This is a genomic window from Arthrobacter sp. TMN-49 (assembly GCF_054511095.1).
Window position 1 is genome coordinate 43,760 of sequence record NZ_JBTNDH010000018.1, and the last position, 26,899, is coordinate 70,658.

The 26,899-nt window shown below is 61.7% G+C and carries 27 protein-coding genes; 11 read left to right on the forward strand and 16 right to left on the reverse strand.

Features of this window, described 5'->3' with window-relative positions; genetic code table 11:
* The first annotated feature begins 14 nt into the window (after positions 1-14).
* The gene (locus ACX80E_RS10120; RefSeq protein WP_459301791.1) at positions 15-1,544 is read left to right on the forward strand and encodes a mannitol dehydrogenase family protein; all 1,530 of its coding nucleotides are present in this window, start codon (positions 15-17) and stop codon (positions 1,542-1,544) included.
* Here ACX80E_RS10120 and xylB read toward each other — a convergent pair.
* On the reverse strand, positions 1,468-2,874 hold the full coding sequence (gene xylB / locus ACX80E_RS10125) for a xylulokinase (RefSeq protein ID WP_459301792.1): 1,407 nt from the start codon (positions 2,872-2,874) through the stop codon (positions 1,468-1,470). The genes ACX80E_RS10120 and xylB overlap by 77 nt on opposite strands.
* Entirely contained in the window at positions 2,871-3,824 is a 954-nt protein-coding gene (locus ACX80E_RS10130) for a sugar-binding transcriptional regulator (RefSeq protein WP_459301793.1), read from the reverse strand. The genes xylB and ACX80E_RS10130 overlap by 4 nt, the downstream gene beginning before the upstream one ends.
* 126 nt (positions 3,825-3,950) lie before the next feature.
* Between ACX80E_RS10130 and ACX80E_RS10135 the strand changes: the two genes are divergently transcribed.
* The 4 genes from ACX80E_RS10135 (at position 3,951) to ACX80E_RS10150 (ending at position 8,206) form a co-directional block, all read left to right on the forward strand.
* Entirely contained in the window at positions 3,951-5,339 is a 1,389-nt protein-coding gene (locus ACX80E_RS10135; protein WP_459301794.1) for an ABC transporter substrate-binding protein, read from the forward strand.
* Positions 5,340-5,410: 71 nt separating this feature from the next.
* Positions 5,411-6,286: a carbohydrate ABC transporter permease gene (locus ACX80E_RS10140; protein WP_459301821.1), complete on the forward strand. Its 876-nt coding sequence runs from the start codon at positions 5,411-5,413 to the stop codon at positions 6,284-6,286.
* Positions 6,287-6,289: 3 nt separating this feature from the next.
* Positions 6,290-7,162, forward strand: coding sequence for a carbohydrate ABC transporter permease (locus ACX80E_RS10145; protein WP_459301795.1), 873 nt, complete (start codon positions 6,290-6,292; stop codon positions 7,160-7,162).
* Positions 7,163-7,165: 3 nt separating this feature from the next.
* Positions 7,166-8,206, forward strand: a complete 1,041-nt coding sequence (locus ACX80E_RS10150) for an NAD(P)-dependent alcohol dehydrogenase (RefSeq protein ID WP_459301796.1) — start codon at positions 7,166-7,168, stop codon at positions 8,204-8,206.
* A 90-nt stretch (positions 8,207-8,296) separates the two neighbouring features.
* On the opposite strand, the gene ACX80E_RS10155 is transcribed toward ACX80E_RS10150, so the two are convergent.
* Complete coding sequence (locus ACX80E_RS10155) at positions 8,297-8,584, reverse strand: MoaD/ThiS family protein (protein ID WP_459301797.1); 288 nt, start codon at positions 8,582-8,584, stop codon at positions 8,297-8,299.
* A gap of 12 nt (positions 8,585-8,596) precedes the next feature.
* Positions 8,597-9,739: a WD40/YVTN/BNR-like repeat-containing protein gene (locus tag ACX80E_RS10160; RefSeq protein WP_459301798.1), complete on the reverse strand. Its 1,143-nt coding sequence runs from the start codon at positions 9,737-9,739 to the stop codon at positions 8,597-8,599.
* Between the two features lie 162 nt (positions 9,740-9,901).
* Between ACX80E_RS10160 and ACX80E_RS10165 the strand changes: the two genes are divergently transcribed.
* The 3 genes from ACX80E_RS10165 to ACX80E_RS10175 are packed head-to-tail and all read left to right on the forward strand — an operon-like array spanning position 9,902 to position 12,778.
* Positions 9,902-10,228: a metal-sensitive transcriptional regulator gene (locus ACX80E_RS10165; RefSeq protein WP_459301799.1), complete on the forward strand. Its 327-nt coding sequence runs from the start codon at positions 9,902-9,904 to the stop codon at positions 10,226-10,228.
* Positions 10,229-10,233: 5 nt separating this feature from the next.
* Positions 10,234-10,458, forward strand: coding sequence for a heavy-metal-associated domain-containing protein (locus tag ACX80E_RS10170; RefSeq protein ID WP_459301800.1), 225 nt, complete (start codon positions 10,234-10,236; stop codon positions 10,456-10,458).
* Positions 10,459-10,483: 25 nt separating this feature from the next.
* A complete protein-coding gene (locus tag ACX80E_RS10175; RefSeq protein WP_459301801.1) occupies positions 10,484-12,778 on the forward strand; it encodes a heavy metal translocating P-type ATPase in 2,295 nt (764 codons plus the stop codon).
* A gap of 66 nt (positions 12,779-12,844) precedes the next feature.
* Here the strand turns inward: ACX80E_RS10175 and ACX80E_RS10180 are convergent, their stop codons facing one another.
* The gene (locus tag ACX80E_RS10180; RefSeq protein WP_459301802.1) at positions 12,845-13,879 is read right to left on the reverse strand and encodes an EamA family transporter; all 1,035 of its coding nucleotides are present in this window, start codon (positions 13,877-13,879) and stop codon (positions 12,845-12,847) included.
* 73 nt (positions 13,880-13,952) lie between these two features.
* On the opposite strand from ACX80E_RS10180, the gene ACX80E_RS10185 reads away from it, so the two are divergent.
* Positions 13,953-14,525 (forward strand): CGNR zinc finger domain-containing protein, encoded by a 573-nt coding sequence (locus ACX80E_RS10185; protein WP_459301822.1) that lies wholly within the window; start codon positions 13,953-13,955, stop codon positions 14,523-14,525.
* 74 nt (positions 14,526-14,599) lie between these two features.
* On the opposite strand, the gene ACX80E_RS10190 is transcribed toward ACX80E_RS10185, so the two are convergent.
* From ACX80E_RS10190 to ACX80E_RS10210, 5 genes are all read right to left on the reverse strand, one after another.
* On the reverse strand, positions 14,600-15,391 hold the full coding sequence (locus ACX80E_RS10190; protein WP_459301823.1) for a carbohydrate ABC transporter permease: 792 nt from the start codon (positions 15,389-15,391) through the stop codon (positions 14,600-14,602).
* A 104-nt stretch (positions 15,392-15,495) separates the two neighbouring features.
* Positions 15,496-16,395: a carbohydrate ABC transporter permease gene (locus tag ACX80E_RS10195; protein ID WP_459301803.1), complete on the reverse strand. Its 900-nt coding sequence runs from the start codon at positions 16,393-16,395 to the stop codon at positions 15,496-15,498.
* A 92-nt stretch (positions 16,396-16,487) separates the two neighbouring features.
* Complete coding sequence (gene ngcE, locus ACX80E_RS10200) at positions 16,488-17,903, reverse strand: N-acetylglucosamine/diacetylchitobiose ABC transporter substrate-binding protein (protein WP_459301804.1); 1,416 nt, start codon at positions 17,901-17,903, stop codon at positions 16,488-16,490.
* Positions 17,904-18,034: 131 nt separating this feature from the next.
* Positions 18,035-18,808, reverse strand: a complete 774-nt coding sequence (locus tag ACX80E_RS10205; RefSeq protein ID WP_459301805.1) for a sugar isomerase domain-containing protein — start codon at positions 18,806-18,808, stop codon at positions 18,035-18,037.
* Positions 18,792-19,763 (reverse strand): MurR/RpiR family transcriptional regulator, encoded by a 972-nt coding sequence (locus ACX80E_RS10210; protein WP_459301806.1) that lies wholly within the window; start codon positions 19,761-19,763, stop codon positions 18,792-18,794. The genes ACX80E_RS10205 and ACX80E_RS10210 overlap by 17 nt, the downstream gene beginning before the upstream one ends.
* A 92-nt stretch (positions 19,764-19,855) precedes the next feature.
* Between ACX80E_RS10210 and ACX80E_RS10215 the strand changes: the two genes are divergently transcribed.
* Positions 19,856-20,824 (forward strand): N-acetylglucosamine kinase, encoded by a 969-nt coding sequence (locus ACX80E_RS10215; RefSeq protein ID WP_459301807.1) that lies wholly within the window; start codon positions 19,856-19,858, stop codon positions 20,822-20,824.
* Between the two features lie 240 nt (positions 20,825-21,064).
* Here the strand turns inward: ACX80E_RS10215 and ACX80E_RS10220 are convergent, their stop codons facing one another.
* From ACX80E_RS10220 to dnaB, 4 genes are all read right to left on the reverse strand, one after another.
* Positions 21,065-21,463 carry a hypothetical protein gene (locus ACX80E_RS10220; protein WP_459301808.1) on the reverse strand — a complete coding sequence of 133 codons (399 nt, stop codon included), beginning with the start codon at positions 21,461-21,463 and terminating at the stop codon, positions 21,065-21,067.
* A gap of 74 nt (positions 21,464-21,537) precedes the next feature.
* Positions 21,538-22,146: a hypothetical protein gene (locus tag ACX80E_RS10225; RefSeq protein WP_459301809.1), complete on the reverse strand. Its 609-nt coding sequence runs from the start codon at positions 22,144-22,146 to the stop codon at positions 21,538-21,540.
* A gap of 9 nt (positions 22,147-22,155) precedes the next feature.
* Positions 22,156-23,529: an MATE family efflux transporter gene (locus ACX80E_RS10230; protein ID WP_459301810.1), complete on the reverse strand. Its 1,374-nt coding sequence runs from the start codon at positions 23,527-23,529 to the stop codon at positions 22,156-22,158.
* Between the two features lie 130 nt (positions 23,530-23,659).
* Entirely contained in the window at positions 23,660-25,039 is a 1,380-nt protein-coding gene (gene dnaB, locus ACX80E_RS10235) for a replicative DNA helicase (protein WP_459301811.1), read from the reverse strand.
* Between the two features lie 569 nt (positions 25,040-25,608).
* Between dnaB and ACX80E_RS10240 the strand changes: the two genes are divergently transcribed.
* Complete coding sequence (locus ACX80E_RS10240) at positions 25,609-26,094, forward strand: DUF1801 domain-containing protein (protein ID WP_459301812.1); 486 nt, start codon at positions 25,609-25,611, stop codon at positions 26,092-26,094.
* A gap of 66 nt (positions 26,095-26,160) precedes the next feature.
* On the opposite strand, the gene rplI is transcribed toward ACX80E_RS10240, so the two are convergent.
* Both rplI and rpsR read right to left on the reverse strand, forming a co-directional pair.
* Entirely contained in the window at positions 26,161-26,610 is a 450-nt protein-coding gene (gene rplI / locus ACX80E_RS10245; RefSeq protein ID WP_459301813.1) for a 50S ribosomal protein L9, read from the reverse strand.
* A gap of 15 nt (positions 26,611-26,625) precedes the next feature.
* A complete protein-coding gene (gene rpsR / locus ACX80E_RS10250; RefSeq protein WP_003800144.1) occupies positions 26,626-26,865 on the reverse strand; it encodes a 30S ribosomal protein S18 in 240 nt (79 codons plus the stop codon).
* Positions 26,866-26,899 lie beyond the last annotated feature (34 nt).

Genomic DNA, 26,899 nt, shown 5'->3' on the forward strand with positions numbered 1-26,899 from the left:
AAAGGAGCGCCACCATGCCGCAACTCAACGCTGAGAGCCTTGCCCACCTGCCCGAGTCCGTCGCTGTTCCCGCCTATGACCGCAGCAAGGTCACCACCGGGATTGTGCACTTTGGCGTCGGCGGTTTCCACCGCGCCCACCAGGCCATGTACCTTGACCGCTTGATGAACGCCGGCAAGGCACTTGATTGGGGCATTTGCGGGGTCGGCGTGCTGGCACACGATGCGACGATGGCCCAGGTCATGGCGGATCAAGACCGCCTGTTCACCATGCTCCTGAAGCACCCCGACGGCCGGCGCGAGGCCCGCGTCATCGGCTCCATGACCGAATACCTCTTTGCGCCGGCAGATCCCGAAGCCGTCATTGAAAAGATGGCAGCCCCCACCACCAGAATCGTCTCGCTGACGGTGACGGAGGGCGGCTACAACTTCCACCACGTCACCGGCGAGTTCGACGCCCAAAACCCCGACGTGGTCCACGACCTCGCACCCAACGCAGCCCCGCGCACCACCTTCGCCCTCGTCACGGAGGCGCTTGCCCGGCGTCGCGCCAGGGGACTTGCCCCGTTCACGCTCATGTCCTGCGACAACATTCAGGGCAACGGTGACGTCGCCAAGAAGATGTTCACTGCTTTCGCGGAGCTGCGCGATCCCGAGTTGGCGGCCTGGATACGCGCCAATGTGCTGTTCCCGAACTCGATGGTTGACCGGATCACGCCCGTCACCACGGACGCCGATCGCAGCGCCCTTGCCAAGGAATTCGGCGTCGTGGACCAGTGGCCGGTGGTGTGTGAGCCCTTCGAACAGTGGGTACTGGAGGACCATTTCACGCTGGGCCGCCCTCCCCTTGAGGACGCCGGCGTGCAGTTGGTGGACGACGTCGAGCCGTACGAGCTCATGAAACTGCGCCTACTCAACGCCAGCCACCAGGCCATGTGCTACTTCGGCACGCTGGCGGGCTACCAGTACGCGCATGAGGTCTGCCAGGATCCGCTGTTTGTGCAGTTCCTGCTGGACTACATGGATCTTGAGGGCACCCCCACGCTGGCGCAGCTGCCGGGCGTGGACCTGCCGCTGTACAAGCGCACGCTCATAGAACGCTTCGCCAATGAACACGTCCAAGACACCCTGGCCCGGTTGTGCGCCGAGAGCTCGGACAGAATTCCCAAATGGCTGGTACCTGTCATTTGGCTCAATCTGGCGAACGACGGCGGGATCGCCCGTTCCGCCGGAATCGTCGCCTCCTGGGCCCGGTATGCCGAGGGGACGGACGAATCCGGGCGCCCGCTGACTGTGGTGGACCGGCTCAAGGAGCCCCTCATGGCGGCCGCCGCACGGCAGCGGGAGGATGCGCTGGCGTTCCTGCGCAACCGCGACGTCTTCGGTGATCTGGTGGACAATTCCCGCTTCACCGACGCGTATCTGCGCACCCTGGACACCCTGCATTCCCGCGGTGCCCGGGACGGCTTTACTGCCCGTACAGTGCCTTGCGGGCGGCCACGTACCGCTCGCGCACGAGACCTCCCCACACGCCGTCGGGCGTGAAGGACTCCTCGATCCGGCGCCCCCACACCGGCAGCTTCCCGGTGGCCGCCCACGCAGCCTGCCGCGCAGCCCCCAGGGCCACATATTCGCGAGGTTCGGGCACGTCCACCGGCACGCCAAACACCGTCGCGGCCGCCTCGCGCAGGGCCCGCGACTTCGCGCCGCCACCAATGAGCAGCACCCGTTCCACCGGCACACCGAAGGAGGCCAGCGCCGACAAGGCGTCAGCCAGGGAGTTCAGGACGGCAAGGACAGATGCGCGGGCCAGGTTTTCGGGGGTCATGTTGGCCCGGGTCAGCCCCAGCAGCGTCCCGGTCGCGTCGGGCAGGTTGGGCGTGCGTTCGCCGTCGAGGTAGGGCAGCAGTGTCAGGCCGCCGGCATCTGGTGCGCCCGCGAGCGCCAGCCTGTCGAATTCGGCCAGGTCCACATCGAGCATGGCCGCACCGGCCGCCATGACCCGCGCGGCATTGATGGTTGCCAGCAGCGGCAGGTGCCGTCCCGTGGCGTCGGCAAAGCCGGCCAGCTGCCCCGAAATGTCAGACACGGGCTCCTCCGAGACGGCGAAAACTGTGCCGGAGGTGCCGATGGAGACAACAATTTCCCCGGGCGCCAGTTCCAACCCCAGCGCAGCACCGGCATTGTCGCCCATGCCCGCTCCGACGACGGCGGCACTTGCGCCCCAGCACGCCAACAACGTGCCGGCACTTGCGTTGGGGGCGAGCACCTCCGGTAGCACCGGAACGCTGCCAAAGAACTGTTCGAGCAGTTCGGTACGGTATTCGTTGGCCAGCGGGTCAAAATAGGCGGTGCCCGCGGCGTCACTGCGGTCAGTGGTCCAGGCTCCCGTGAGTTGGAGGTTCAGCCAGTCGTGCGGCAGGCCCACGGTTTTCAACCGGGCCGCAGCATCGGGCTGGTTGCGGGCCAACCAGGCCAGTTTGGTCAGCGTGAAGGAAGCCACCGGAATCACGTTGACAGCATCAACCCAGAACTTGGCGCCCTGCTCGGCCACCATGGCGCAAGCCTCACCGGCACTGCGCACATCGTTCCACAACAGCGCCTCATGAACTGGCACATTGTCCCCGTCAACGGCCACCATGCCGTGCTGCTGCGCGGCAACGGCCACTGCGGCAACCCGGTCCCCCAGAGCGTCAATGCCCGCCGCCTGCCAGGCATTCTGCAACGCCACAGTCCAGAGTTGCGGGTCAATGCTGGTGCCATCCGGGTGCGCGGCGGAGCCCTCGGCAATGCGCACGCCCGTGGCCAGATCAACCGCAACAACCTTGCAGGACTGGGTGGAGGAATCGATACCCACCACCAGCTTGGCGCTCACTCAGCTACCTCGCGGGCGCCAACAAAGGCCGCCAGCGCCAGCGCCAGCGATTCATCAGCCACCAGGGTGTGGACGATACCTGCCGCAAGGCAGGCCCGCACCGCGTCGGTACGCTCACTGCCCTGGGCCACGGCAATGACCTTGGGGGTGCGCTGCAGCTGCGCAACCGTCACGGAGAGAATGCGGGCGTCGAGTTCGGCCTCCACGGCAGTTCCATCGGCGGCAATCAGCCTGCCGGAGCATTCGGCAACCGCACCCTTGGTGATGCCGTCCTGGCGCACGGCGTTGTCCACCCGATCCCAGACGGTGGACAGGTTCGGCGCCCAGGCACCGATGGCAACAACGGCCAAGTCAAGGGCGTCCGCCATGCGCATGGCGTCGGCAATTTCCGGTTGGCGGCGCAGGCCGGATGCCGTGGCCGCACTGTCCACCACCAGCGGCGCCCACAGGGGCCATGTCGAGCCGCCACCCACACGCCCCAGCCGCTGGATAAGTTCCAGCGGGTTGCCACCTCCGGGCACGGGCAACGCCCCGGCAAGCTGGACAATGTTGCACTTGGGCAGCTCCGCCACGTGCCGGGCGGCGAGGTCCAGGGTTCGCGACCACGAAATGCCCACGGTCATACCCGTCCGCGCCTCCTGCATGAGCTCCTCGGCCACGGCATGGGCCTGCAGGTCTCGCAACTGGAGGTCATCCGCCACAGTTCTGACCACAACAATCCGGCGCAACCCCAGTGCTGCTGCGAGAGCGTCGGCGTCGATCTCTACCTCACCGGTTCGGCGCCGAATTTCAATGCGGACAATGCCTTCGGCGCGCGCCTCGTCGAGGAAACGTGCCACCTGAAACCGAGAAATTCCGTGCTCCGTGGCGATTTCAACCTTTGACTGATTGTCCAAGTAATAGGCCTGCCCAATGCGGGCAAGCAGCTCCTCATGAGAAATCTCCGGCACTGTGCACCCTCCTAAATTGAAACATTTGAGCCGCTGCTCTTGCTCAAATGAGTATATATGACTAGAGTCACTTAACAAATGAGCAAGATCGTATTCTCAAATGAGCGACCAGATTGAGAGTGACCAATGAAGTTCCCCCCTTTCCGCACCCCCAAGGTGCCCCGTAGCCGCACCGGCAGCCGAGCGGCCACCCTGCTGGCCGTTGCGGCAGTTGCCGCCCTTGCCCTGGGCGGCTGCGCGCCGGCCGGCCCCGCCCAGGACACCATCGTGGTGGCCATTGTGGCAAACCCGCAGATGAAGGACGCCGTCTCACTCCAGGACGACTTCAAGAGCAAACACCCCAACGTCAACGTCAAGTTCGTGACGCTGCCCGAGAATGAGGCCAGAGCCAAGATCACCGCCTCGGTGGCCACCGGCGGCGGCGAGTTCGACGTCGTCATGATCTCCAACTATGAGACCGAAATGTGGGCGAAGAACGGGTGGATCGAGAACCTCCAGCCCCTCGCGGACGCCACGGACGGCTACGACACCGACGATTTCATCCCCACCATCAAGGACGCGCTCAGCTACAAGGGGGACATGCATTCGGTTCCCTTCTACGGCGAGTCCTCCTTCCTGGTGTACCGGGAGGACTTGTTCAAGGAAGCCGGGATCACCATGCCGGCCAACCCCACCTGGGAGCAGATCGGGGAGATTGCGCGCAAACTCAATGATCCGGCCAAGGATTTTGCCGGCATCTGCCTGCGCGGACTGGCCGGCTGGGGCGAGGTGATGGCCCCGCTGAACACCGTCATCAACACCTACGGGGGTCAATGGTTTGACACTGACTGGAACGCAAAGTTGGACAGCCCCGAAACCAAGGCGGCCGTCACCGACTATCTGGACCTCCTGCACGACGCCGGCCAGCCGGGTGCCGCTACCAGCGGCTACGGTGACTGCATCACCCGGTACAGCCAGGGCAAGGCTGCCATGTGGTACGACGCCACCGCCATGGTCTCCAGCATTGAAGACCCGGCCTCCTCCCTCGTTGCGGGGAAGTCAAAGTACGCCCCGGCCCCCGTGCAGAAGACCAAGTCCGCTGGCTGGTTGTACAGCTGGTCACTGGCCATCCCCACCACCAGCAAGCACAAGGCCGCCGCCTGGGACTTCGTGTCCTGGATGACCAACAAGGACTACATTTTGCTGGCAGGCAACCGGCTCGGCTGGGAGCGGGTGCCGCCGGGCAGCCGCAAATCGACTTATGAAATCCCCGAATATGCAGCCGTGGCCGAGGCCTACGCCAAGCCCACCCTGGATGCCATGTACAGCGCCAAGCAAGAGACGTCCATGGTCAACTCCGTCCCCTACCCCGGCCTGCAGTTCGTGGGCATCCCCGAATTTCAAGACTTAGGCACCCGCGTCAGCCAACAAATATCGGCCGCCATTGCAGGGCAGCAATCAGTTGATGAGGCATTGAAGCAAGCCCAGCAGTACGCCGAGCCTGTTGCCAAGTCCTACCAAGAAGGAGGCAAGTAATGGCTACCACGCTGGTTGAGCGACACAAGCTAAAGGAATACAAAAACAAGACCGCCAAGGACAGCTCCGGCATGTCCAAGGCTGAGGGCTGGCGCCGCCGCGGGCCATTGTTGCCGGCCCTGATTTTCACCATCCTCGTCACGCAGCTGCCGTTCCTGGTCACCATTTGGTACTCGCTGCGGAACTGGAACCTGCTGCGTCCTGACGGCAACCAGTTCACCGGGCTGCAAAACTATGTGGACATCTTCATGGACTCCACCTTCCGCAGTTCCGCGCTCAACAGCATTGTCATCACCCTGGGCTGCGTGTTCCTTGCCATGATTCTGGGCATCATCTTCGCCCTTCTCTTGGACCGCAAGTTCCGTGGTCAGGGCGTGGTGCGCACCATGCTCATCACCCCGTTCCTGATCATGCCGGTGGCCGGCGCCACCCTGTGGAGCATCTCCATGCTGAACCCGAGCTTCGGCCTGGTGAACTGGGTGATCTCCTTGGTGGGTATCCCGCCCGTGGACTGGACAGCCCAGCACCCCGTCATCTCCATCATCATGGCGTTGGTCTGGCAGTGGACACCGTTCACCATGCTGCTGGTGCTTGCCGGGTTACAGTCCCAGCCCAAGGATGTGTTGGAGGCAGCGCAGATCGACGGCGCCAGCTGGACCAAGACGTTCATCTGGGTCACCCTGCCCCAACTGCGCCGCTACATTGAGCTGGGTGTTCTGCTCGGCACCATCTACGTTGTCAACACGTTTGACCAGATCTACCTCATGACGGCCGGTGGCCCCGGTACTGCCAGCGCCAACCTGCCGTTTTACATCTACCAGCGGGCCTTTCTGGGCTTCGACATTGGCCAGGCGGCAGCGATGGGTGTTGTGGTGGTCATCGCCACCATCATCATCGCCACCTTCGCCCTGCGCCTGATCTTCCGCAGCTTTGACGCAAAGGACTAAGCCGTGACTACCACCATCACTCCCCCCGTCGTTATTTCCACCGAGCGGAAGTCCCGTGAAGCTCGACGCCGGTTTGCCGGCTCCAGCCTCACCACCCTGACGTGGTTGCTCGCGTTTGTTTTCTTCGCACCGGTGATCTGGCTGGTCATGACGGCGTTCAAGCCGGAATCGCTTGCCGCCTCCACCCCACCAGTGTTCTTTTTTACGCCAACCCTTGAGCAGTTCGAGGCTGTTCTCAGCAATGGTGCCGGTACCTACTTCCTCAACTCGCTCATGGCCACGGGCATTTCAACGATTTTTGTCATCCTGCTGGCGGTACCGGCCGCCTACGCGGTGAGCATTCGTCCGGTGAAGAAGACCCAGGACGTCCTGTTTTTCTTCATCTCCACCAAGATGCTGCCAGTGGTGGCGGTCATCATGCCGATCTACGTTATTGCCGGGCAGATCAAGGCGCTGGACAATATTTGGACCCTGGTGGTCCTGTACACGGCCATGAACCTGCCCATAGCCGTGTGGATGATGCGTTCCTTCTTCCAGGAGGTGCCCGCAGAGGTCCTTGAGGCAGCAGCCATGGATGGCGCCGGAGTCATCAAAACCATGCGCACCATTTTGATCCCCATGGTCACCCCCGGGCTGGCCGCCACGGCACTGATTTGTGTGATCTTTGCGTGGAACGAGTTCTTCTTTGCCTTGAACCTCACAGCGGCCAACGCCTCCACGGTGCCGGTGTTCCTTGTCTCCCAAATGACCAGCGAGGGTTTGTTCCTTGCCAAGCTGTCGGCGGCCTCCGTGCTGGCGTCACTGCCGGTTGTCATCGCCGGCTGGTTGGCACAAAAGCAATTGGTTCGTGGACTTTCGATGGGTGCGGTGAAATAGAGAATGACTCTTCTACAAGGCTCGGCGAACACCTCGCTCCCCGATTCCATGACCGTTTCAGTGTTGGTCCGCCAAGGCGAACTACGCACCGAACAACGCCGTGTGCCGACCCCCGGGCCGGGCGAAGTTCTTGTGCGGATCACCTCGGTGGGGGTGTGCGGATCGGACACCCACTATTACAAGGAAGGCCGCATTGGCCCCTACGTGGTGGCGGCACCCTTGATTCTTGGCCACGAACCGGCCGGCGTCATTGTGGCCCTTGGCGCAGGCGTCACGGACCGTTCCGTGGGCCAGCGCGTCTCCCTGGAACCGGGCATCCCCGACCCCCTCTCGGCACAGACACTGGCCGGTTGTTACAACCTGGATCCTGGCGTGCGATTCTTCGCCACACCCCCCATCGACGGCGTGTTTTCCCAGTACGCTGTCCACCCCGGCGCGTTTTGCCATCCAGTCCCGGACTCCGTCTCGGACGACGCCGCGGCCCTGTTGGAGCCGCTCAGCGTGGCCCTGGCCGCCCGGTCAGCGGGCAAGGTCCAGATTGGCGATGCAGTGCTGGTAGCTGGCGCCGGCCCCATAGGCCTGCTCATCTCCAAGGTGGCGCAGTTGGCGGGCGCCACGGTTACGCTCACCGATGTCCGGGCGGAGCGTTTGGCCCCGGCCAAAACATACGGCGCAGCGCATACTTTCACGGCCGGTGAGCAGCCACCCGTTGAGCCGGTCTTTGACGTCTTCATTGACGCCACAGGCGCCGAGCAGGCCATCTTGGGCGGCCTGGCCCGGTTGGCTCCGCGCGGGCGCTGCGTTTTGGTGGGCATGGGCGCAGACACCATTGCGCTTCCGGTGCCCTTGGTGCAGGGCCGGGAACTCATGATCACGGGGACGTTCCGATACGCCAATACGTGGCCCACGGCCATTGCCTTGGCCGCTTCGGGGCAGATCGATCTGGACGGCCTGGTCACCTCGACGCACGGCCTTCAGGACGTGGAGGCAGCCCTGATCGCCGGAGCCATTCCGGGTGCCCTGAAGGCAGTGGTGCACCCCTAAGCGACGCTGCGCCCCTAGGCGACGGCGCACCCCGTGGCGACGCTATCGCAGTATTGGCTAGATTTTTGGCGACGCTATCGCAGTGCCCGCTCAGCCGCCGGCCACGGACTGGATGATCATCAGTTCCTGGCCGGCGGCGACACGTGTTTTCAGCCCGTCGAGCCGCCGCACCTCGTCCCCGTCGAGGTAAATGTTCACGAAACGGCGCAGCGCACCAGTCTCATCACGCATCCGCCGACCAAAAATGGGGAATTCGCCCGCCACGGCATCCAGCAGCTCCGACAGGGGCGCACCCTCCCCCACGTCAAGGCGCAATTCCTCGCTCCCGCCAACTAGTGGCTGCAGCAGCCGCGGCACGAGCATTGTCACCTCACCCACGGTGGCCCTCACTTAAAGTTCGACGGCGGCTGCACGGACACACAGCACATCGGGCAGGTGCGCGAGGACTTCGGCGAAGTGCTCGCCCTCATTGGCGCTGGCATACACTGAGCCGCCGCGGGTGCCAAAGTAGACGCCTGCCGGCTCCGCATTGTCCACGGCCGCGGCGTCCCTGAGCACCACGTTGTAGTCGGGTTCGGCCAGCCCTTGGGCCAGCCGCCGCCAGGACGACCCGCCGTCGTCAGTCCGGTGGACAGCAAGCTGGCCACCTGGCGGAATCCGTTCCCCGTCGGCCATGATCGGGACAACCCATGCCGTCCCGGAACGGCTGGGGTGGGTCAGCATGGTGAAACCAAAGTCTGTGGGCAGCCCGTCTGCAATGGAAGTCCAGGTGTCGCCGGCGTCGTCGCTGCGGTACACACCGTGATGGTTCTGCGCGTAGAGCGTGTCCGGATTGTTGGGGTCGCGGGCCACCTTGTGCACGCACTGGCCAAATTCGGGCAGCGGGTCGGGCATGAAATATGCCGAAATGCCCTTGTTCCGCGCCACCCACGTCTCCCCGGCATCTGTGCTCCTGTAGACCCCGCCGGTACTCATGGCAACATGGATGGTTCCGGGGTCGCTGGGACTTGGCAGAACCGTGTGTGCTGCCGCACCGCCAAATCCGGCACCCCATTCGGGGCGGTGCGGATGGTCCCAGAGCCCCCTGTTGAGCTCAAAATGCTCGCCACCGTCGGTGGACTTCCACACCGAGATGGGCTCGCATCCGGCCCACACGACTCCCGGGCGGTCGGCACTGTCCGGCTGGATCTGCCAGACACGCTCCAGCGCGGCGTCAGTGTCGGCGGGGAACGTGATGGCGCCATGATCGGGCTCCTGCCAGGTGGCGCCAAAGTCGTCCGAGTGGGCCACTGTTGGCCCCCAATGCTCGCTGCGCAGGCCCACCAGGATTCGGGTTTTGCCGTCCCTGGTGTCGATCCCGATGCTAGGAATCTCCTGCATCAAAAAGTGCGGACCACTAAAAGTGAAGTTTGACCTGTCCGCACTGGTTCCCAGCCATAGACCCTTCTTGGTTCCCACAGCCAGCAGCGTAGTGATTGGCTGGGCTGGCGACTGTGCCTCCACGGACTTCGACTGCGTCTCATTGCTCGTCATGGGTTAAATTCGACCACCCATGCACCGTGGCAACAAGGGTTACTGGTCAGTAACTTCCGCATCCGACACCCAGCAGGGACGGGCGTGGCCACGTCAAGAAAGCCTCCGACATACCCCCATGGGGTACTTGACACATACCCTATGGGGGTATAAATTTGGGTCATGACAACCACAGAAACAGAGCACGCTGGCCCACACGGCTACAGCGAGGATAAACAGGCCTACCTGCGCCGCCTCAAGCGCGCGGAGGGCCAGGTTCGCGGCATCGCCCGGATGGTTGAGGAGGACAAGTACTGCATCGACATCCTCACCCAGATGGCCGCCGTCAATAAGGCACTACACGCGGTGAGCATCGGCCTCCTCGAGGACCACATTGCCCATTGCGTGGTCAACGCCGCCAACGAATCGCAGGAAAGCGGCAACCCGGAGATCGTCTCCGAAAAGGTTGCCGAAGCCACCGCCGCCATTTCCCGCCTACTCAGGAGCTAGCCAACATGAACACCACCACCATCAACGTTTCAGGCATGACCTGCGGGCACTGCGTCAGCTCCGTCACCGAAGAACTAACCGAACTCAAGGGCGTGGAGACCGTTTCTGTGGACCTCAACGGAGGCGGCATCTCGGAAGTCACCATCACCTCCACCCTGACGCTCGACCCCGCGGAAATCAGCGAGGCCATCGCCGAGGCCGGCTACCTCATGGTCGCCAACAACGCCTAACCACCTACCAAGGCAAAGGAGCGCCATGAGCGCCTCAGACATTTTGACCCAAACCGCCACACCCGGCCCCCGCATGGTCGAGCTCGACATTGCAGGCATGACCTGTGCCTCATGCGTCAGCCGGGTTGAGCGCAAGTTGGGCAAACTCGAAGGCGTCAGCGCTTCCGTGAACCTCCCGCTGGAAACAGCCCAGGTCACGGTCCCCGCCGGCATTTCCAACCAACAAATCATCGACACCGTCAACGCAACCGGCTACACAGCCAGGCTCAAGCACGACGCCGCAGCGCCGGGTTCGCACGACTCCCACCAGGGCATGAACCACGGCGCCGGGCACGACGGCATGGACCACAGCGACCACATGGCGCACGGCGGAACCGCCGCAACTTTGCGTCCGCGGCTGATCCTGGCCGCCATTCTCACCATCCCGGTTTTCCTGATCTCTATGTTCCCGGCACTCCAATTCCCGCACTGGGGCTGGGTGGTGGGCGCCCTGACACTGCCGGTGGTGACGTGGTCGGCCTGGCCGTTCCACCGGGCCGCAGCCATCAACGCCCGGCACTTCGCCTCCACCATGGACACCCTGGTCTCCATTGGCGTCAGTGCGGCGTTCCTTTTCTCCACCGTCACCTTGTTCATGGAGCCGATGCTTACAGCGCACGGCGCACACATGAGCGGGCACGCCCCGCTGTACTTTGAGGTCTCGGCGGTGGTGGTGACGTTCCTGCTGTTGGGCCGCTACCTGGAGGCCAAGGCGAAAGCCAAGGCCGGCGACGCCCTCAAGGCGCTGCTGAGCCTTGGCGCCAAGGAAGCCACGGTGCTGCGCGACGGCGTCGAGGTGAAGATCGCCGCGGACCAGCTGGCAGTGGGTGAGATCTTCGTGGTCCGCCCCGGCGAAAAGATCGCCACGGACGGCATCATCACGGCCGGCACCTCGGCAGTGGACACGTCCCTGATTACCGGCGAGTCCCTGCCGGTGGATGTCACGGTTGATACCCCTGTCACGGGTGCCACCATCAACACCTCCGGCCGGCTGTTGGTGCGGGCCACCCGGATCGGGGCAGAAACGACACTGGCCCAGATGGGCAAGCTGGTCAGCGCAGCACAGGCCGGCAAGGCCCCGATCGCGCGCCTGGCGGACAGGATCAGTGCAGTGTTCGTGCCGATCGTGCTGGTCATCGCCGTCATCACCTTTGCCCTGTGGCTGATTTTTAGCGGCGACAGTCAGGCCGCGTTCACAGCCGCCGTTGCCGTTCTCATCATCGCGTGCCCTTGCGCCCTGGGATTGGCCACACCCGTTGGGCTGCTCACGGGAACCGGCCGGGCCGCCCAACTGGGCATCCTGATCAAGGGCCCCCAGGTCCTGGAGGACACCCGCACGGTGGACACCATCCTGCTGGACAAGACGGGCACTGTCACCGAGGGCAAGTTGAGCGTGGTCGACGTCGTGACTCTCGCCAGGGTACCCGAGGCCACCGTCCTGCGCCTGGCCGGGGCCGTGGAATCCCACAGCGAACACCCCATCGCGCACGCCATTGCCGAGCACGCCCGGAGCCGGGGCGAGTTGCCTGAGGTCAAGGACTTCAGTTCAGCCCCCGGCGGCGGCGTGCGTGCCACGATCGAAGGCAGCACTGTACTGGCCGGCCGGGCAGGCTGGCTAGAGGAAAACGGCGTCGAGCTTTCCGACGCCGACCGCGCAGCGCTGGTAAAGCAACAACAGCGCGGCACCACAGCCATCTGGGTGGCGGTGGATGGCGAGGCTGCTGGTTTGATTGCACTGAAGGACACCATCAAGGCCGGCTCCATTGCGGCCATTGCCACGCTCAAGGCACTGGGCTTGCGGCCCATCCTGCTCACCGGTGACAACGCCGCCGTGGCCGCCCAGGTGGCAGCAACCGTGGGAATAGCGCCCGCGGATGTGTTTGCCGACGTCCTGCCCGAGGGCAAGGTGACGGCCGTGAAAACGTTGCAGGCCGCCGGGGCCACGGTGGCCATGGCGGGCGACGGCGTCAATGACGCTGCAGCCCTGGCCCAGGCCGATCTGGGCATCGCCATGGGCTCGGGAACTGATGTTGCCATTGAAGCGGCAGACCTGACAGTCATGGGCAACGACTTGGGTCAGGTGGCCACAGCCATTGCCCTGTCACGGAGGACGCTCGGGACCATCAAGACGAACCTGTTCTGGGCGTTCTTCTACAACGCGATTGGGATCCCGGTGGCGGCGCTTGGCTTGCTGAACCCGATGATCGCCGGCGCGGCCATGGCAGCCAGCTCCGTGCTGGTGGTGGCGAACTCGTTGCGGCTGCGCCGCTTCGGTAAATAGCTGCTGGGTAATAAGGGGAGGTCCGGCGGGATACCGCCGGACCTCCCTGCCCCTGACGACAGCTAGCTAGTCGCGCGTGGCCAGCGCATCTTGGCCCCGCGCACCGGCCACGGCAAGGTCCACGGCGTAGCGGCCGCCGCGCCTGAACGGCCCGCGTAGTTCGTCAAGACGGACCATGACCACCCCAAACATAATGAACAGTCCGCCCAGCAGCTGGATCACCTGGGGCAACTCCCCCAGCAAGATCCACGCCCAAATGACGGCAAAGAGGACCTCGAACAACGCCACAAAGGACGCCACCCTGGACCCCAGCCCGCGCGTGGAAATAATGCCCACCACATAGGCAAACACAGTTGTCACCAGCACCAGCCCCAAAACCGGCACAAACCACGGCACCTGGTTCCCCGCGAACACCACATCACTGGTGGTGTACGCCAGCGGCATCACCCCCGCCAGCCCCATCCCAACGATGGCCGCCGCACCCACCGCCATGCCACCGCCAGCCATGAGGATCGGCGGCACGTTGTCATCGGCCCGGGCCGACATGACAAAGTAAAAGGCCGAGCACACGGCTGCGGCAAGGCCCCAAAGGATGCCCTCCACGCTGACCTTCTGGTCGCCGGCCAAATCTAGCACCAGCACCAGCCCGGCCATGGCACTGGCGGCACCCACAATGGTGAGAATGCGCGGGCGTTGACGGGTCATCAGCCACGCCCAGCCGACCAACAGCACCGGCGACAGGTATTCCAGCAGCAGGGCCACACCCACCGACAGGTGCGCCACGGCGTTAAAGAAGAACAGTTGGCACAGCGCGATGGGCACAATGCCGTAGATGGCGATGCGCAGCAGCGAGCCCTTCACCACGTGCCACTGGCGCACCAGGGTGATGATGACGGGAATAAGAAGGACGACGGCGGCGCCCCCAATGCGGATGGCGACGGCCGCGCCGGGGGACCAGCCGGCGTCGAATAGGGACTTGGCGAAGGAGCCGGACAGGGCAAATGCTGCTGCCGAGACAAAGGCCAGCAACAGGGCCGGGGAGGCCGCGGTTGTCCGTTTAGCGGCAGCGGGGGAAACAGCTGTGTTCTTCGAAGAGGGCATGGGAGCATCCATTTGTCAGGAGTGTAAGGCGTTAGACTAATGACATTACGCCCGTCAAATGTCAGGAGTCAAGGTGGTTTTTACTAATGACACGGAGCTGGCTTTACTGTCGGCCGCACATTTGATCAACACAGCACCCAGCTCTGTCGAAGTCGAACGAGGCGTCACGGGGCACGACGCCATGCAGAGCGTGGCCGATCTTGACAGCTTTGTGCTGCAGGAACAATTCACCGGCTCACGCGAACACTCGGCGGCCGAAGTGGAAGCAGTGAGGGCCATGCGCGATGAGCTGCGCGTCATCTTTACCGCGGACGAGGACACAGCTGTGGTCATGGTCAATGCGCTGCTGGCCCGCGCCCGCGCCCTGCCGCAGCTGGTCAAGCACGATCAGTGGGATTGGCACCTCCACGCAACAGCCCCGGCAGCGCCCCTGGCCCAGCGCATGGGGGTTGAGGCGGCCATGGCATTGGTGGATGTCATCCGAGCCAAGGAGTTGGGCCGGCTGAAGGTATGCGCCGCCCCCGACTGCAAGGCGGTGCTCGTTGACCTGTCCAAGAACAGGTCCCGGCAGTACTGCACGACAGGCAATTGCGGCAACCGGGCCCACGTGGCCGCCTACCGGCGTCGTCAATCAGGGCAAAAATAGATCGAACGTACAGTTAATGCCGATGTTTCTAGGAATCATCGGCATTAACTGTACGTTCGACCTGAGGACGGAAACTACTTCATGGTTCCTGCAGACACCGAGCCCTGGAGCTGGCGCTGGAAGAGGATGTACATGATCAAAACCGGGACAACCACAATGATGGCTGCCGCGAACAGCGAACCAAAGTCCACCGCGTAACCCTGCTGGCCGGCGAAGGCCGCAATACCCTGGGATAGGACATAGTTCTTCGGATTGGTGTTGATGGCCACGGGGATCAGGTACTGATTCCACAGTCCCAGGAAGTTGAAGATGGCAACCGATGCCATGCCAGGCTTGGCCATGGGCAACATGATCTGGAAGAACGTGCGCCATTCACCGGCACCGTCAATCTGTGCCGCTTCAGCAATTTCGTTCGGTAGAGCCTTGAAGAAGGAGAACAGGAAGAACACTGTGAAGGGAAGCGCGAACGCAACATAGACAATGATCAAACCGGGCAAGGTGTTCAACAGCCCCATGTTCTTCAGGATGAAAAACAAGGGCACGATGGCCAGGAAGATCGGGAACGTCAGGCCTGCGAGCATCAGGTAGTAGATGGCCCGCGAACCCGGGAACACAAAACGCGCCAAGACATAGGCACACATGGCGCCGAGCACCATCACGATGACCAGCGCGAAGCCAACCACAATGACAGTGTTGAAGAAGTACGATCCGATTCCGGCCGTGTTCCATGCGTTGACATAGTTCTGGAACTGCCACTCCTTGGGCAGGGAGAACGGTGACGCAAAGATCTCCGGCGTCGACTTGAACGAGGAGAGCAGGGTCCAGCCCAGGGGCACGAGCACCAGCAGGGACCACAGCGCCAACATGGTGTGCGAAACTCCCGCTACAACCTTGTCGCCCTTTGTCTCCTGGGACTTACGCTCAACATGTCCGTGGACTGCATGCTTGTTCTTAACTATATTCAAAGCCATTATTCTGACACATCCTTGCTGCCGCCGGTCCAACGGTTCACCAGAAACACGAGCGCCGAGAAGATCAATGTAATTACTGCTAGGACCACACCCATGGCACAGGCAAGGCCGAACTGGCCCTTGGCGAATGCCGTGGTGAACAGCTTCTGCGACATGACCAGGGTGGAGTTCTCGGGCCCACCCGTGGAGTTCAAGATGGACATGTACACAAATGCGTCCAAAGCCAGAATGCCCATGTACACGTAGGCTGTCTGGATATTGTCACGGATCAGTGGAATGGTGATATTGATGGCCGTACGGAACCGGCCGGCGCCGTCGATGCGGGCAGCCTCATAAGTTTCCGCTGGGATACCCTTAATGGCTGCGATGAACAAGATCATGTAGAAGCCAACAAAGCCCCACACAATCACAACCATCGAGGCGATCATGGCGGTGCGTGCATCGCCCAGCCACGGGTAGTCCTTAAAACCATCCAGGCCGATGCCCGTCAGGATGCCGTTGAGCAAGCCGTTAGCCGGGTTGAAGATCTGCGCCCAGATAATGCCAATGACGACGGCGGGGATCACGTAGGGGAAGAAGGAGACGATGCGGTAGAAACCGGCGCCCTTCAACCCCTTGATCTGACCGCGGCTGCTGCCGCCAATCGTGACCAGCGTTGCCAACACCAGAGCCAGGATCACCGTGATGACGGGCAGGAAGATCGCTAGAACAATACTGTTGCGCATAGACAACATGAAAATGTCATCATTGAAAAGCTTGACATAGTTGCCAAGTCCCACGAACGGCATGTTGTTGTCGAAGCCGCTCCAGCTGGTCATCGAGTAATACACCGCCTGGACAAAAGGCGAGATCACGAAGACCAGATAGATCACCAGCGGCAGTCCCAGGAAGACTGCCATGAAGCTGACCTTATCGAATGTCAATTTTTTCCGGCGCCGCCGGGCAGTGGCGACAACGCCACTGCCCGACCGCACTGCTTTTGTTGCTTGTGTCACTTCACTTCAATCTTCTTGACCGAATCGTCCTTGGCCACCTTGTCGGTGATGGACTGCAGGGCCTTGGTGAGGCCTGCGACGTCGAGCTTGCCGTCAAGGAAAGAGTTCCACGGGACCAGCATGTCGGCGTTCATGCCGTACAGGTCCACGAAGTTCCAGGTGAAGATGTCCTTGCCAGCCTTGTCCAGCAAGTCCGTCTGCGAGACCAGCGCGGTGGAACCGAAACCGTCGGCAGGAACCGTGCCCTTGACAACTGTCGGAGCCAACTTTGTCTTGGCGAAGTTGGTGGCTGCTTCCTTGGAGAGCATGGTGCGCAGCAATTCCTTGCCAGCAGCAGCATTGGCACCCTTGGTGGGAATAATGAAGGGCTCGCCGGCTGCGGAGTGCAGACCTGTCTGGGCAATCTTCGGGCTGGCGGAAACAACAGGAACAGTAGCGCCTGTCATCTTGAAGTCAGCCTTGGTCTGAGCCTTCATCTCGTTCTCGATCCAAGAACCTGAAGGGTAAAGCAGCGCATCCTGGTTGTTGCTCCACTGTGCCTGAGCGGCAGTGAAGACGGTGCCGGAGCCGCCGGGCTTGATGTAGCCAGCCTTGACGATCTTCTCCATGGCGGTGAAGACACTCTGGATGGCCGGGTTGGACCACGCGTCGGACTTCAGGTTTTCAAGAGCCAGGCGGACTTCGTCGCCGCCTTCCTTAATAGCTGATGCGATAGCCATTTCTTGGTAGTACGTGGCGGCTTCCTTGCCCCAGACGAACAGGTACTTGCCCTGCTTCTTGGCCTCGGCGCCAAGTGTCAGGGCCTCCTCCCACGTGGTGGGCACCTTCCAACTATTGGCGTCGAACAGGGACTTGGAGTACCACATGGCGTAGACGGTGAGTACGTAGTTGATGGCGGCAACCTTGCCATCAAAAGTACCCGGAGCCAAAACGCCGTCGTACAGGGTGTCGGCAATCTTGGTGCCTTCGAGGTTGTTCGCCTCGGTGACGCTCTTGAGGTCTTCGAGCTGTGCCAAGATGGTGGCGAAGCCGATGGCCTTGGCGCCGGAGTTGTCAACCAGGTCCGGCGGAGTGCCACCGACAAAGCGGGGCTGCAGTTCCTGGGCAATGTCCGTGGACGGGCTGATCTTGACTTCCATGTTCGGGAAGTTCTTCTTGACGATGGCGCCGGCGAACTCGACGTAGTCGATGCCGTAGCCACCCTTGAAGATGACAGCGTCAAGGACGCCGGAATCGGCAACAGCAAACGGGTTCTTGGCGTCGCCGCCTGCGGCGGGAGCGCCGGAAGTAGCTGCAGGCGTGGAGCCGCCTGCACAGGAAGCCAAAGCTCCACCCAAGGGCAAGAGCACGGCGGTGGCTAGTGCTCCGCGGAGGAATCCACGACGCTGCAGCGGCTTGTTCTGAATACTCATTCTATGTACTACCTTCCATTGATGGTACGAACGCTAAATCGTTTCTGCCTTGTACTTCTTTGTACTGGTACTGCGTTTCATGCGGCTGACTTCAGGCGCTGTAGCTGACTTCTTCTACTGAGCTGTTGGAATCATGCCTCACGCCTGAGCCGGCCGGGGTACTGGCCCACCAGCGCGGTATTGTGTTCGTCCCCGCCCGGGATATTTGCCGAAATATAGATGGGCGGTTCCTTCCCCGCTCGGATCAGGCATTGTACCGTCTCGATGGTCAACAGCTGCGCAATATAGGCAGCTGTGATGGATGAGACAGCACCAACACCTCCTCCGCCGGAAACCTCTAGGGTGGTATCGCCATAAGGCGCCTTGTTATCGATAACAATATCTGCAATCTCACAGAGACGCATCCCACTTGGGTGTTTTGTTTCGACAGCATTTGTGTGTTCCAGGCTGGTGACAGCTATCACTTTGTGGCCGCGGGCCTTGGCAGCCAAGGCCAATCCCACAATGGAGCCGTTCACACCTGAATTTGAAGCGATAATGAAGATGTCGCGAGGATCAACCAGTGAAAGGTTGAACAGCTCTTCCGCCACTGCCGTGTCACGCTCCAACACCGAACCTTCCAGCGAGTCCAGCACTGCGACGTCGCGCTCTCCATGGAGGACTAGGTCGCGCAGGGCGATCTTGCTGGTGGGGATCAAGCCACCGGCACGGCCGGCAATTTCCATGGCGAATGCCTCGGAGTGGCCCGTGCCAAATGCTTGAATGACCCCATCGTTGGCCAGTGCGTCAGCCATGGCTTGTGCAGCCTCGGTGGCACCGCCGCCAAGTGCCCATGCAGTAATGGCTTCGAGCCGGGAGGAAACTTCCAAACTGTAGCTCGTAATGGAATTAGGAATGATCCTCACCCCTTCCCGTGTTGCGCTGCCCCCTGTGCGTGCCCAGTTCAATGCGGGCCGCCCTGGTGGGGCGGCGGTGCGGGGACACGGCCATGGCTGAGGCCGCCAGCTTCGAGGTGGTCTGGGCAAAATTCACCTGAGCCACCAGTAAATAGATCAAATCCAGGACAAGCAGTTGAACATGCTTGGCGGAAAGGTCATCCGGTTGCAGGAACTGCTCATGCACCGACGTGATAATGGAGGCATCAGCACTCTCGGCCAGGGGCGAACCGGGGTTGTTGCTCAACGCAACCGTCAGCGCGCCAGCCTCGCCGGCTTCACGCAACATTTGCAAGGTTTCCTCGGTGCGGCCGGTATTTGAAATACCAATGGCCACAGAATTCGTATCCTGAATGGCTGCGCTTGTCAGGCCGGCGTGCACCTCAGACCAGTGATGGGCGTTGATGCCAATCCGGTACAGGCGTGACTGCAGCTCCTTGGCCATGACAGCACTTCCACCAATGCCATAGATGTCCACATGGGCGCTCATGGCAATGCGGCGGGCAATCTTGTTCATCAACGCCAAATCCATCACGGCGGCGGTCTCCTCCAGCGAACGCGTATGGGCGTTCACCAGGGTGCTGAGCACATCACGCGCGGAGTCGTCGGGGCCAAAGGCCCGGCCAATATCCGCTTTCCACGACTCCCGAGCGTCACTGCGACCCAGGTCCGAAGCAATGCTGACCCGGAATGGGACGTAGCCGGCGTATCCGAGCAGGCGGCAGAACCGCGTCACCGTGGCAGGGGAGGTTTTTGTTCGCTCCGCCAGTTCCATGATGGACAATTCCAACGGCGCCTGCGGGTGTTCCAAAAGATACGTTCCAATTTTCGCCATGGCGGCCGGCATGTCAGGTAGTTTTGCCTGAATACGGTTCACGACGCCGGCAGCTGTCACTGCTGCGGGAGTTGGCGTGAAGGCTGACATGTGAAAATCCGTTTCTTTTAGGTGATTACATAATGAAAACTATTATCACCGTGGATGTAAGTCAAGTCACACCTAGACACAGAATGGTAACGATGCATAATTTCCTGGCAATTGACGCCGGCGGCACGTCCACGCGGGCCGTCTTTCTTGACGACTCGGGGCAGTGTCTGGGGTACGGCACAGCGGGGGGTGGAAACCCGGCATCACGGGGAATTGAGCCTGCTTTGGACGCACTTATTGCGGCCTCCGAAAAGGCGTTGGGCGGAGGTGTCCAGACCATCACCACGGCCTTGGTGGCAATGGCCGGTGCATCCCTTGAATTGCCGACACATTTGTTCCTGGACAGGTTTGTGACGCTGGGACTGACAGGTCAAGTAGTGATCGAATCTGACTTATTGGCAGCGTTTTACTCTGGAAGCTATCAGGACAATGGGAGCGCTTTGATAGCTGGCACCGGAGCAGTGGGTGCCCGCATCACGGCAAGTCACCTTGCTGCGGTGGCCGACGGTACAGGCTGGCTGCTAGGTGATGAAGGCTCCGGATTCTGGCTGGGACGTCAGGTGGCACGGGCTGTGGCTGCGGCACTTGACGGTCGCGGCCGGCCAACAGCGCTGACGGAACTGGTCTTGGCGGACTTGGGTATCACCCTTGATTCAACCCAGCGGACCCAGGGCCGCCTGCGGGCCCAACAGCAGCTTATTTCCAAGGTCTACGAGGGCAGCGCAATCGAGCTGTCCCGCTTTGCCCCGCTGGCGTTTGGCGTTGCGGAGGACCCCGTAGCGGCGGACATCATTGACCGTGCCGCCGAGGCTCTGGCCCGGACTCTCATGGCCGTTGCCCCCGGCGCGGACGAGCCCTTGGTCTTTGGTGGCAGCGTGCTGACCAAGGGCGGCACCGTGGCTGCGGCCGTAGCCGCTCGATTGGCGGCCGCGACACCACCAGTTTTGGTCCACGACGGGGTGGTGGGAGCAGCCGTACTAGTGCTCAAGCGCCATGGCGTTGAGGTCGGCGCCGAAGTATTTGCACGCATTCAAGGCAGCCTGGCAACCCTGCGCGGCTAGTAGCGCGGCAACGCTGGAGTCCCTCTACCTCACGCAGATTCTCGAGCCGCGTGGAGTCACTTGGTTGATTGGTTGTCTTTTTGCGTCGGGGCGGGCCCCTAGTTCGCGTCAGCAGCACACTCACCGAACGGCCGCGGGCCGAAAAATGCCATAGTTTGACGGAAATGCCACAGTTTGAACTATGGCATTTCCGTCAAACTATGGCATTTTCCTGCACCCGGCGGCCGAGGACGTCAGGCGCTAGCGTGCGGAGGTGTCGCCGTCGTCGGCGTTCTTGGCGTCGGTGTTCTCCGCGGCATTGCTGGCGTCAGCGTCATTGGCGTCAGCCGCGCCGGCCGCGGCACTGGCCCTGGCCGCCTTCAGCCTGTCGGAAGACTTCAGGTTCACCCCGGAACCTTCGCTGAGGTACTCGTCATTTTCCTTGTGCCCCATGACCAGCAGGGAAGCGACCAGCAGCGTGGCGATGAAGGCGATGCCAAAGGCAATGCCGCCCAGATCCCAGCGGAGGCCGTGAATGGTACCGCCGGCGGACACCACAAGGGTGACAATTCCCGCTACGGCACCCATCGCAAAGGAGAAGCTGAGAGGGAACTTGATGGAGTTGCCCGGGTTCGGGTTCTGCGGCTCTACACTGCCCACAATTGGTCCTTTGGCTTGGTTGGTATTACACGCACCACGCGTTTCTACGCAAAGTAGAACATATGGCTTCTAGTTTACGGGGCTTTTGCCTTGTGGCCGTCATGGCGCAAGGTGAGGGCCGACAACGCCCACAAGGCGCCCGTCATCAGGGCCCCGCCGCCGGCAACACCCATCAGCCCATGCGGTCCGGCCGCGGCGAAGAAGGGCAGCAGGAAGCCGGTGCCAAGGCCCAGGATGCCAGAGATCAGCCAGTCGCTGCCCAGTGCCGATTTTGTTTTTGCCGTTCCGGCCGGCCGGTACAGTGCCGCGAACAGCTCGGCTGCACCCATGACGGCGAGCGCGGCCCCGCCCAGCACGGCTGCCACAAGTGTGCTCGCCGAGATAACTACCACCACGCCACTGACGGCCAACAGGGCAGCGGCGCCCAAGAGCACCAGTCGTCGCGCATCATTACGGGGCAGCGACAGTGTATGCACTGTCCAGTAGTGGGCTGCGGCTGCGGCCAACAAATATGCGCCGAGGCTCAGGCACAATCCCAGCGTGCCCGGTGCACCCCAAAAGACTGTCGTGAGGCCAAAGGCCAAGGTGACCAGGGCTCGCAGCAGCACGGCTCGCCATAGGAGTGGTGCGTTTGCAGCGCTCAGGCTGGCACTGGCTGATTGGGGAAGGGCAGTTTCACTCACCCATCAAGTCTAGCCGGGGCCAGCGGGCGCGCCGACCTGCATCCAACGCCCCGTTCTGGCGCGCAGGCCAAGGGTCAGGCCCCGGGCTCCCATGTATCCGAGGGTGAACGCCGCCCACACCCAGAACAGCCCCGGACCGGTGTCACCAAAGTCCACGCTGGCTACCCAATAAAGCAGGGGCAGGTAGACAACCAGGTTCGCCACTCCCACCAGCGCCAGGTAGCGGGCATCGCCTGCCCCAATGAGAACGCCATCGAGCACAAAGACGTATCCGGCCAGTGGTTGCCCAACAGCCATGACCAGTAGTGCTGTTGCCAGCGCCGCGTGGACGTTGGTGTCTGTGGTGAAAATCCACCCCACGGAGCCTGCTGCCGCCCAAAGGGCCAAGCCTGTCAGCACGCCGAAGCCCACACCCCATTGAGTCATGGTCCTTGTCAGCACACGCACCGCCGCAACGTTGCCGGCACCAAGTTCCTTGCCGATCAACGCCTGGGCGGCGATGGCGAGAGCGTCCAGGGCAAAGGCGAGAAAAGTGAAAATTGTCATGGCCAGTTGGTGGGCGGCCAGGTTGGTGGGTCCTTGCGCTGTCACCACCACTACCGTGACGAGGATTGCCGCCCGCAAAGACAAGGTGCGCACCATCAGCCAACTTCCCACCCGGGAGACAGTCCTCACCCCGGCCCAGTCGGGGCGCAGCCCAACATGGTAGTGGCGTGCAGCCCGCACCACGATGACCAGATACACCACGGCCATCCCCCATTGGGCCATGACAGTGCCGGCGGCTGCACCGCCAACTGATAGCCCAAATCCGTACACCAAGACAAAGTTCATGGCGATGTTGACGGCGAAGCCGGCCGTGGCCACCAGCAAAGGTGTTTTGGTGTCTTGGAGCCCCCGCAGAACGCCCATGGCTGCCATGACCAGAAGCATGGCTGGGATCCCGGCCATGCTGATCGAGAGGTATTGCTGCGCGTACACCAGGACGTCGCCTTGTGCCCCCAGGGCGCTCAGCAACCCGCTGCCGGTGAATATGCCAACAGCGGCAAGCACCACGCCCAGAATTGCCGCCAACCACAGGCCGTCACGGCCGACGGCGAGGGCCTGGGCGGGCCTGCCCGCCCCCAGCAGGCGCGCCACGGCCGGAGTAGTGGAGTATGCCAGAAACACCATAAGCCCCACGGCAGTTTGCAGAACTGTGGCAGCCAAACCCACGCCCGCCAATTGTGCAACACCCAAATGCCCCACAATGGCCGAGTCGGCCAGAAGGAATAAGGGCTCGGCAATGAGCGCGCCAAAAGCGGGTATTGCTAGCCCTCGAATCGCCCTGGCGGTGGAACGGCGAGTTGCTCCGGGAGCCTCCGGGGGCGTCACTGATTTAGGCATGCGTCAACACTATCGCCCACCACCGGCGTAGTGACTTCAAGCAGTTGTGCCATGAGCACCTTGAGGGCCGCGATGATCTGCACAACAGCTGCACAACAGCTGCACAAGGACTCCACAAGGGCTCTGCTGCCTAGTAGCCCCCGCCGTTGTCGCTGGCCATGTTCGCAAAGCGGGAGTAGTGGCCCTGGAAGCCCACCACAATGGTTTTGGTGGGGCCGTTACGGTGCTTGGCCACGATCACGTCGGCTTCACCAGCACGGGCAGATTCCTTGTCATAAATGTCTTCACGGTGCAACAGGATGACCATGTCCGCGTCCTGCTCGATCGAGCCAGATTCACGAAGGTCGGACACCATGGGTTTTTTGTCTGTGCGCTGTTCGGAACCACGGTTTAGCTGCGAGAGCGCCACCACGGGAACTTGCAACTCCTTCGCCAGCAACTTCAAGGCACGGGAAAACTCGGAGACTTCCTGCTGGCGGGATTCCACGCGCTTGCCCGAGGACATGAGCTGCAGGTAGTCCAAAATGACCAACTTCAAGTCATGCTGCTGTTTCAGCCGGCGGCACTTGGCCCGGATCTCCATGAGCGACATATTGGGTGAATCGTCAATGAACAGTGGTGCTTCATTCATCTTGCCCATGGTGGTGGCAATCTTGGACCACTGATCGTCCTTGACGGTTCCCTTGCGCAGGTCTTGCAGGCTGATGGTGGCCTCGGCGGAAAGCAGGCGCATGGCAATCTCATTGCGCCCCATTTCCAAGGAGAACACCACGGTAGCCATGTTGTGGTCAATAGCCGCCGAACGCGCCCAGTCAAGTGCGAACGTGGATTTTCCAACGGCCGGCCTGGCAGCAATAACGATCATCTGGCCCGGGTGTAGCCCGTTGGTTAGTTCATCAAATTCGTAGAATCCTGTGGGCACCCCCGTCATGCCTTCGCCCTTGTGCCCCGACGCTTCAATTTCATCGACGGTGGATTCCATGACGTCCTTCAACAGCACATAGTCCTCCGTGCTGCGACGTTCGGCCACGGCAAAGATCTCCGCCTGGGCGGCGTTGACAACGTCCTCAACTTCGCCGTCCTGGGCGTAGCCCATCTGGACGATCTTGGTCCCGGCCGTGACCAGCCGGCGCAGTACCGCCCGCTCGGCAACGATTTCGGCGTAAAAGCCGGCATTGGCGGCCGTAGGAACCGACTGGATGAGCTGGTGCAGGTAGGCGGCTCCGCCAACCTTGGTAATTTCGGTGCGCTTGGTCAGCTCATCGGAGACAGTGACGGCGTCGGCGGGCTCGCCACGGCCGTAGAGGTCAAGGATGGCCTCATAGATGCTCTCGTGGGCCGGGCGGTAAAAGTCATTTCCACGCAACACCTCAACGACGTCGGCAATGGCGTCCTTGGAGAGCATCATGCCGCCCAAGACGCTCTGTTCGGCGACGAGATCCTGCGGCGGTGTCCTGGCGAAATCCGGTTCGCGGGAGGAAGTCCCTGCTTCTCGACTTGAAGCTGACATAAGTTGGTGCCCACTTTCTGCCCTGCTGGCCGGGCATTTCCACCGCATGAGCGATGCATTCTCTGGTACTACTCCTCCTTACCAGCTGATACCGACAAAGTTGTCGTTGCAGAGGGGTCATGGGCAACGTTAGACGCAAGAACTCCAACTACCAACCCCGTTGTCCACTGCCCCTGTGGATAACCGGTGCATTAAGTGCCTCTGCTTGTGCACAGGATGGGGACAAGCATGTGGAAAAGTCTGGGGATAGCCGCACAACACGCCTCTGACCTGCTCAAACACTCCCCACCGCCTGTGGATGGAAAATTTGTTGCCCCAATATTCCCAGCCATGCCGGGGCTTGGCACGGTGGATAAGCACAAAAGTCCCGGCAGGATATCCACAGACATATGTCAATCTGTGGATATCCCCCCATGACGGCGAGCTATTCCTCTATGCACTCTTAGGCATGTCCGGCCTCCCGGGCCTCACGAGACGGATCACGAGAAAGATCACGGCAGGCAATAGTCGTGAACCCCAAACCAGCAACAACGGCCGGCGCTACACTACAAAGAACCATAAGGAGCACCATGATGAGCACCGAGCCCCACTCACCACGGACTGATACGAGGACCAACAAAACTCACGCCACGGACGTGGATCCGCTGGTGTTCATCAGCACCGCGGACATCACCGAAACTAGGCGCACGGATGCCCTGGTGGTGCTGGAGATGATGGCGGAGATTACCGGGCAGCCGCCGCGCATGTGGGGGCCAAGCATCATCGGTTTTGGCCTGTATCACTTCAAGTACGCCTCGGGGCGTGAGGGCGACACCGCCGCAGCAGCATTCTCGCCCCGAAAAGCCAACCTGGTCATGTACGGGCTCACGGAATCGCCGGAGGCCGGATCCTTGCTGGAAAAATTGGGTAAGTTCAAGTCCAGCGTGGCGTGTGTTTACATCAACAGGCTCGCCGACATTGACGTGCACGTACTCCGTGAACTCATTGAGCTGAGTTACCGGAATGCAACCACCACCACTGACCCAGAATCGGAATCAAAATCAGAGAGTCGCTAGTTAAAGAAAGCAGCCCGGCTCCCGCAAAACGGGGGCCGGGCTGCTTTTGACGCTATGAGCGGGCTATTAGCCTGCTACAACGTTCAAGACAATAACGGCTGAAACGTCGTCGTGGAGACGAACGTTTGCAGTGTGCTTGCCGGTGCTCTTGATGTGCGCAGGCAGTTCAACCTTGCGCTTGTCAATGGTTCCCAGACCTGCAGCGGCAACAGCCTTTGCAACGTCGTCAGCCTTGACGGTACCGAACAAGCGGCCTGAGGCGCCTGCCTTAACCTTCAAAACAACAGCGTTGGCCTGCAGAGCAGAGGCCTGCTCCTGAGCAGCTTCGATGGAAGCGTGCACGTGGGCCAAGCGAGCAGCCTTGATGGTTTCCACCTGCTTCTCGCCACCCTTGGACCAGGTGAGAGCGAAGCCGCGGGGCAGAAGGAAGTTACGTGCGTAACCGTTCTTTACCTCAACGATGTCGCCAGCGGCACCCAGGCCGCTTACTTCGTGGGTCAAAATGAGCTTTGCCATGTTTATTTATCTCCCTTAACCGCGGCCAGCGCCGGAGTAGGGCAGCAATGCAACTTCGCGGGCGTTCTTGATTGCCTGGGCGATTTTGCGCTGCTCCTGAACGGTAACACCCGTAACACGACGTGCACGGATCTTTCCACGGTCAGAGATGAATTTGCGCAGCAATGCTACGTCCTTGTAGTCGATGACAGTGATGTCAGCGGCCTTCAAGGGATTGGACTTTGGTTTGGGCTTACGGAGTTCAGCCTTAGCCATCGTGGAGCTCCTTAGTATTCGTGGAGCCCGTGGA

Coding starts and splice junctions, on each gene's coding strand:
- ACX80E_RS10120 (WP_459301791.1), top strand. CDS start 15: ATGCCGCAACTCAACGCTGAGAGCCTTGCCCACCTGCCCGAGTCCGTC.
- ACX80E_RS10135 (WP_459301794.1), top strand. CDS start 3,951: ATGAAGTTCCCCCCTTTCCGCACCCCCAAGGTGCCCCGTAGCCGCACC.
- ACX80E_RS10140 (WP_459301821.1), top strand. CDS start 5,411: ATGTCCAAGGCTGAGGGCTGGCGCCGCCGCGGGCCATTGTTGCCGGCC.
- ACX80E_RS10150 (WP_459301796.1), top strand. CDS start 7,166: ATGACTCTTCTACAAGGCTCGGCGAACACCTCGCTCCCCGATTCCATG.
- ACX80E_RS10160 (WP_459301798.1), bottom strand. CDS start 9,739: ATGACGAGCAATGAGACGCAGTCGAAGTCCGTGGAGGCACAGTCGCCA.
- ACX80E_RS10165 (WP_459301799.1), top strand. CDS start 9,902: ATGACAACCACAGAAACAGAGCACGCTGGCCCACACGGCTACAGCGAG.
- ACX80E_RS10170 (WP_459301800.1), top strand. CDS start 10,234: ATGAACACCACCACCATCAACGTTTCAGGCATGACCTGCGGGCACTGC.
- ACX80E_RS10175 (WP_459301801.1), top strand. CDS start 10,484: ATGAGCGCCTCAGACATTTTGACCCAAACCGCCACACCCGGCCCCCGC.
- ACX80E_RS10180 (WP_459301802.1), bottom strand. CDS start 13,879: ATGCCCTCTTCGAAGAACACAGCTGTTTCCCCCGCTGCCGCTAAACGG.
- ACX80E_RS10190 (WP_459301823.1), bottom strand. CDS start 15,391: ATGTTGGCGCTGTGGTCCCTGCTGGTGCTCGTGCCCCTGGGCTGGACC.
- ACX80E_RS10195 (WP_459301803.1), bottom strand. CDS start 16,395: ATGGCAGTCTTCCTGGGACTGCCGCTGGTGATCTATCTGGTCTTCGTG.
- ngcE (WP_459301804.1), bottom strand. CDS start 17,903: ATGAGTATTCAGAACAAGCCGCTGCAGCGTCGTGGATTCCTCCGCGGA.
- ACX80E_RS10210 (WP_459301806.1), bottom strand. CDS start 19,763: ATGTCAGCCTTCACGCCAACTCCCGCAGCAGTGACAGCTGCCGGCGTC.
- ACX80E_RS10215 (WP_459301807.1), top strand. CDS start 19,856: ATGCATAATTTCCTGGCAATTGACGCCGGCGGCACGTCCACGCGGGCC.
- ACX80E_RS10230 (WP_459301810.1), bottom strand. CDS start 23,529: ATGCCTAAATCAGTGACGCCCCCGGAGGCTCCCGGAGCAACTCGCCGT.
- dnaB (WP_459301811.1), bottom strand. CDS start 25,039: ATGTCAGCTTCAAGTCGAGAAGCAGGGACTTCCTCCCGCGAACCGGAT.
- ACX80E_RS10240 (WP_459301812.1), top strand. CDS start 25,609: ATGATGAGCACCGAGCCCCACTCACCACGGACTGATACGAGGACCAAC.
- rplI (WP_459301813.1), bottom strand. CDS start 26,610: ATGGCAAAGCTCATTTTGACCCACGAAGTAAGCGGCCTGGGTGCCGCT.
- rpsR (WP_003800144.1), bottom strand. CDS start 26,865: ATGGCTAAGGCTGAACTCCGTAAGCCCAAACCAAAGTCCAATCCCTTG.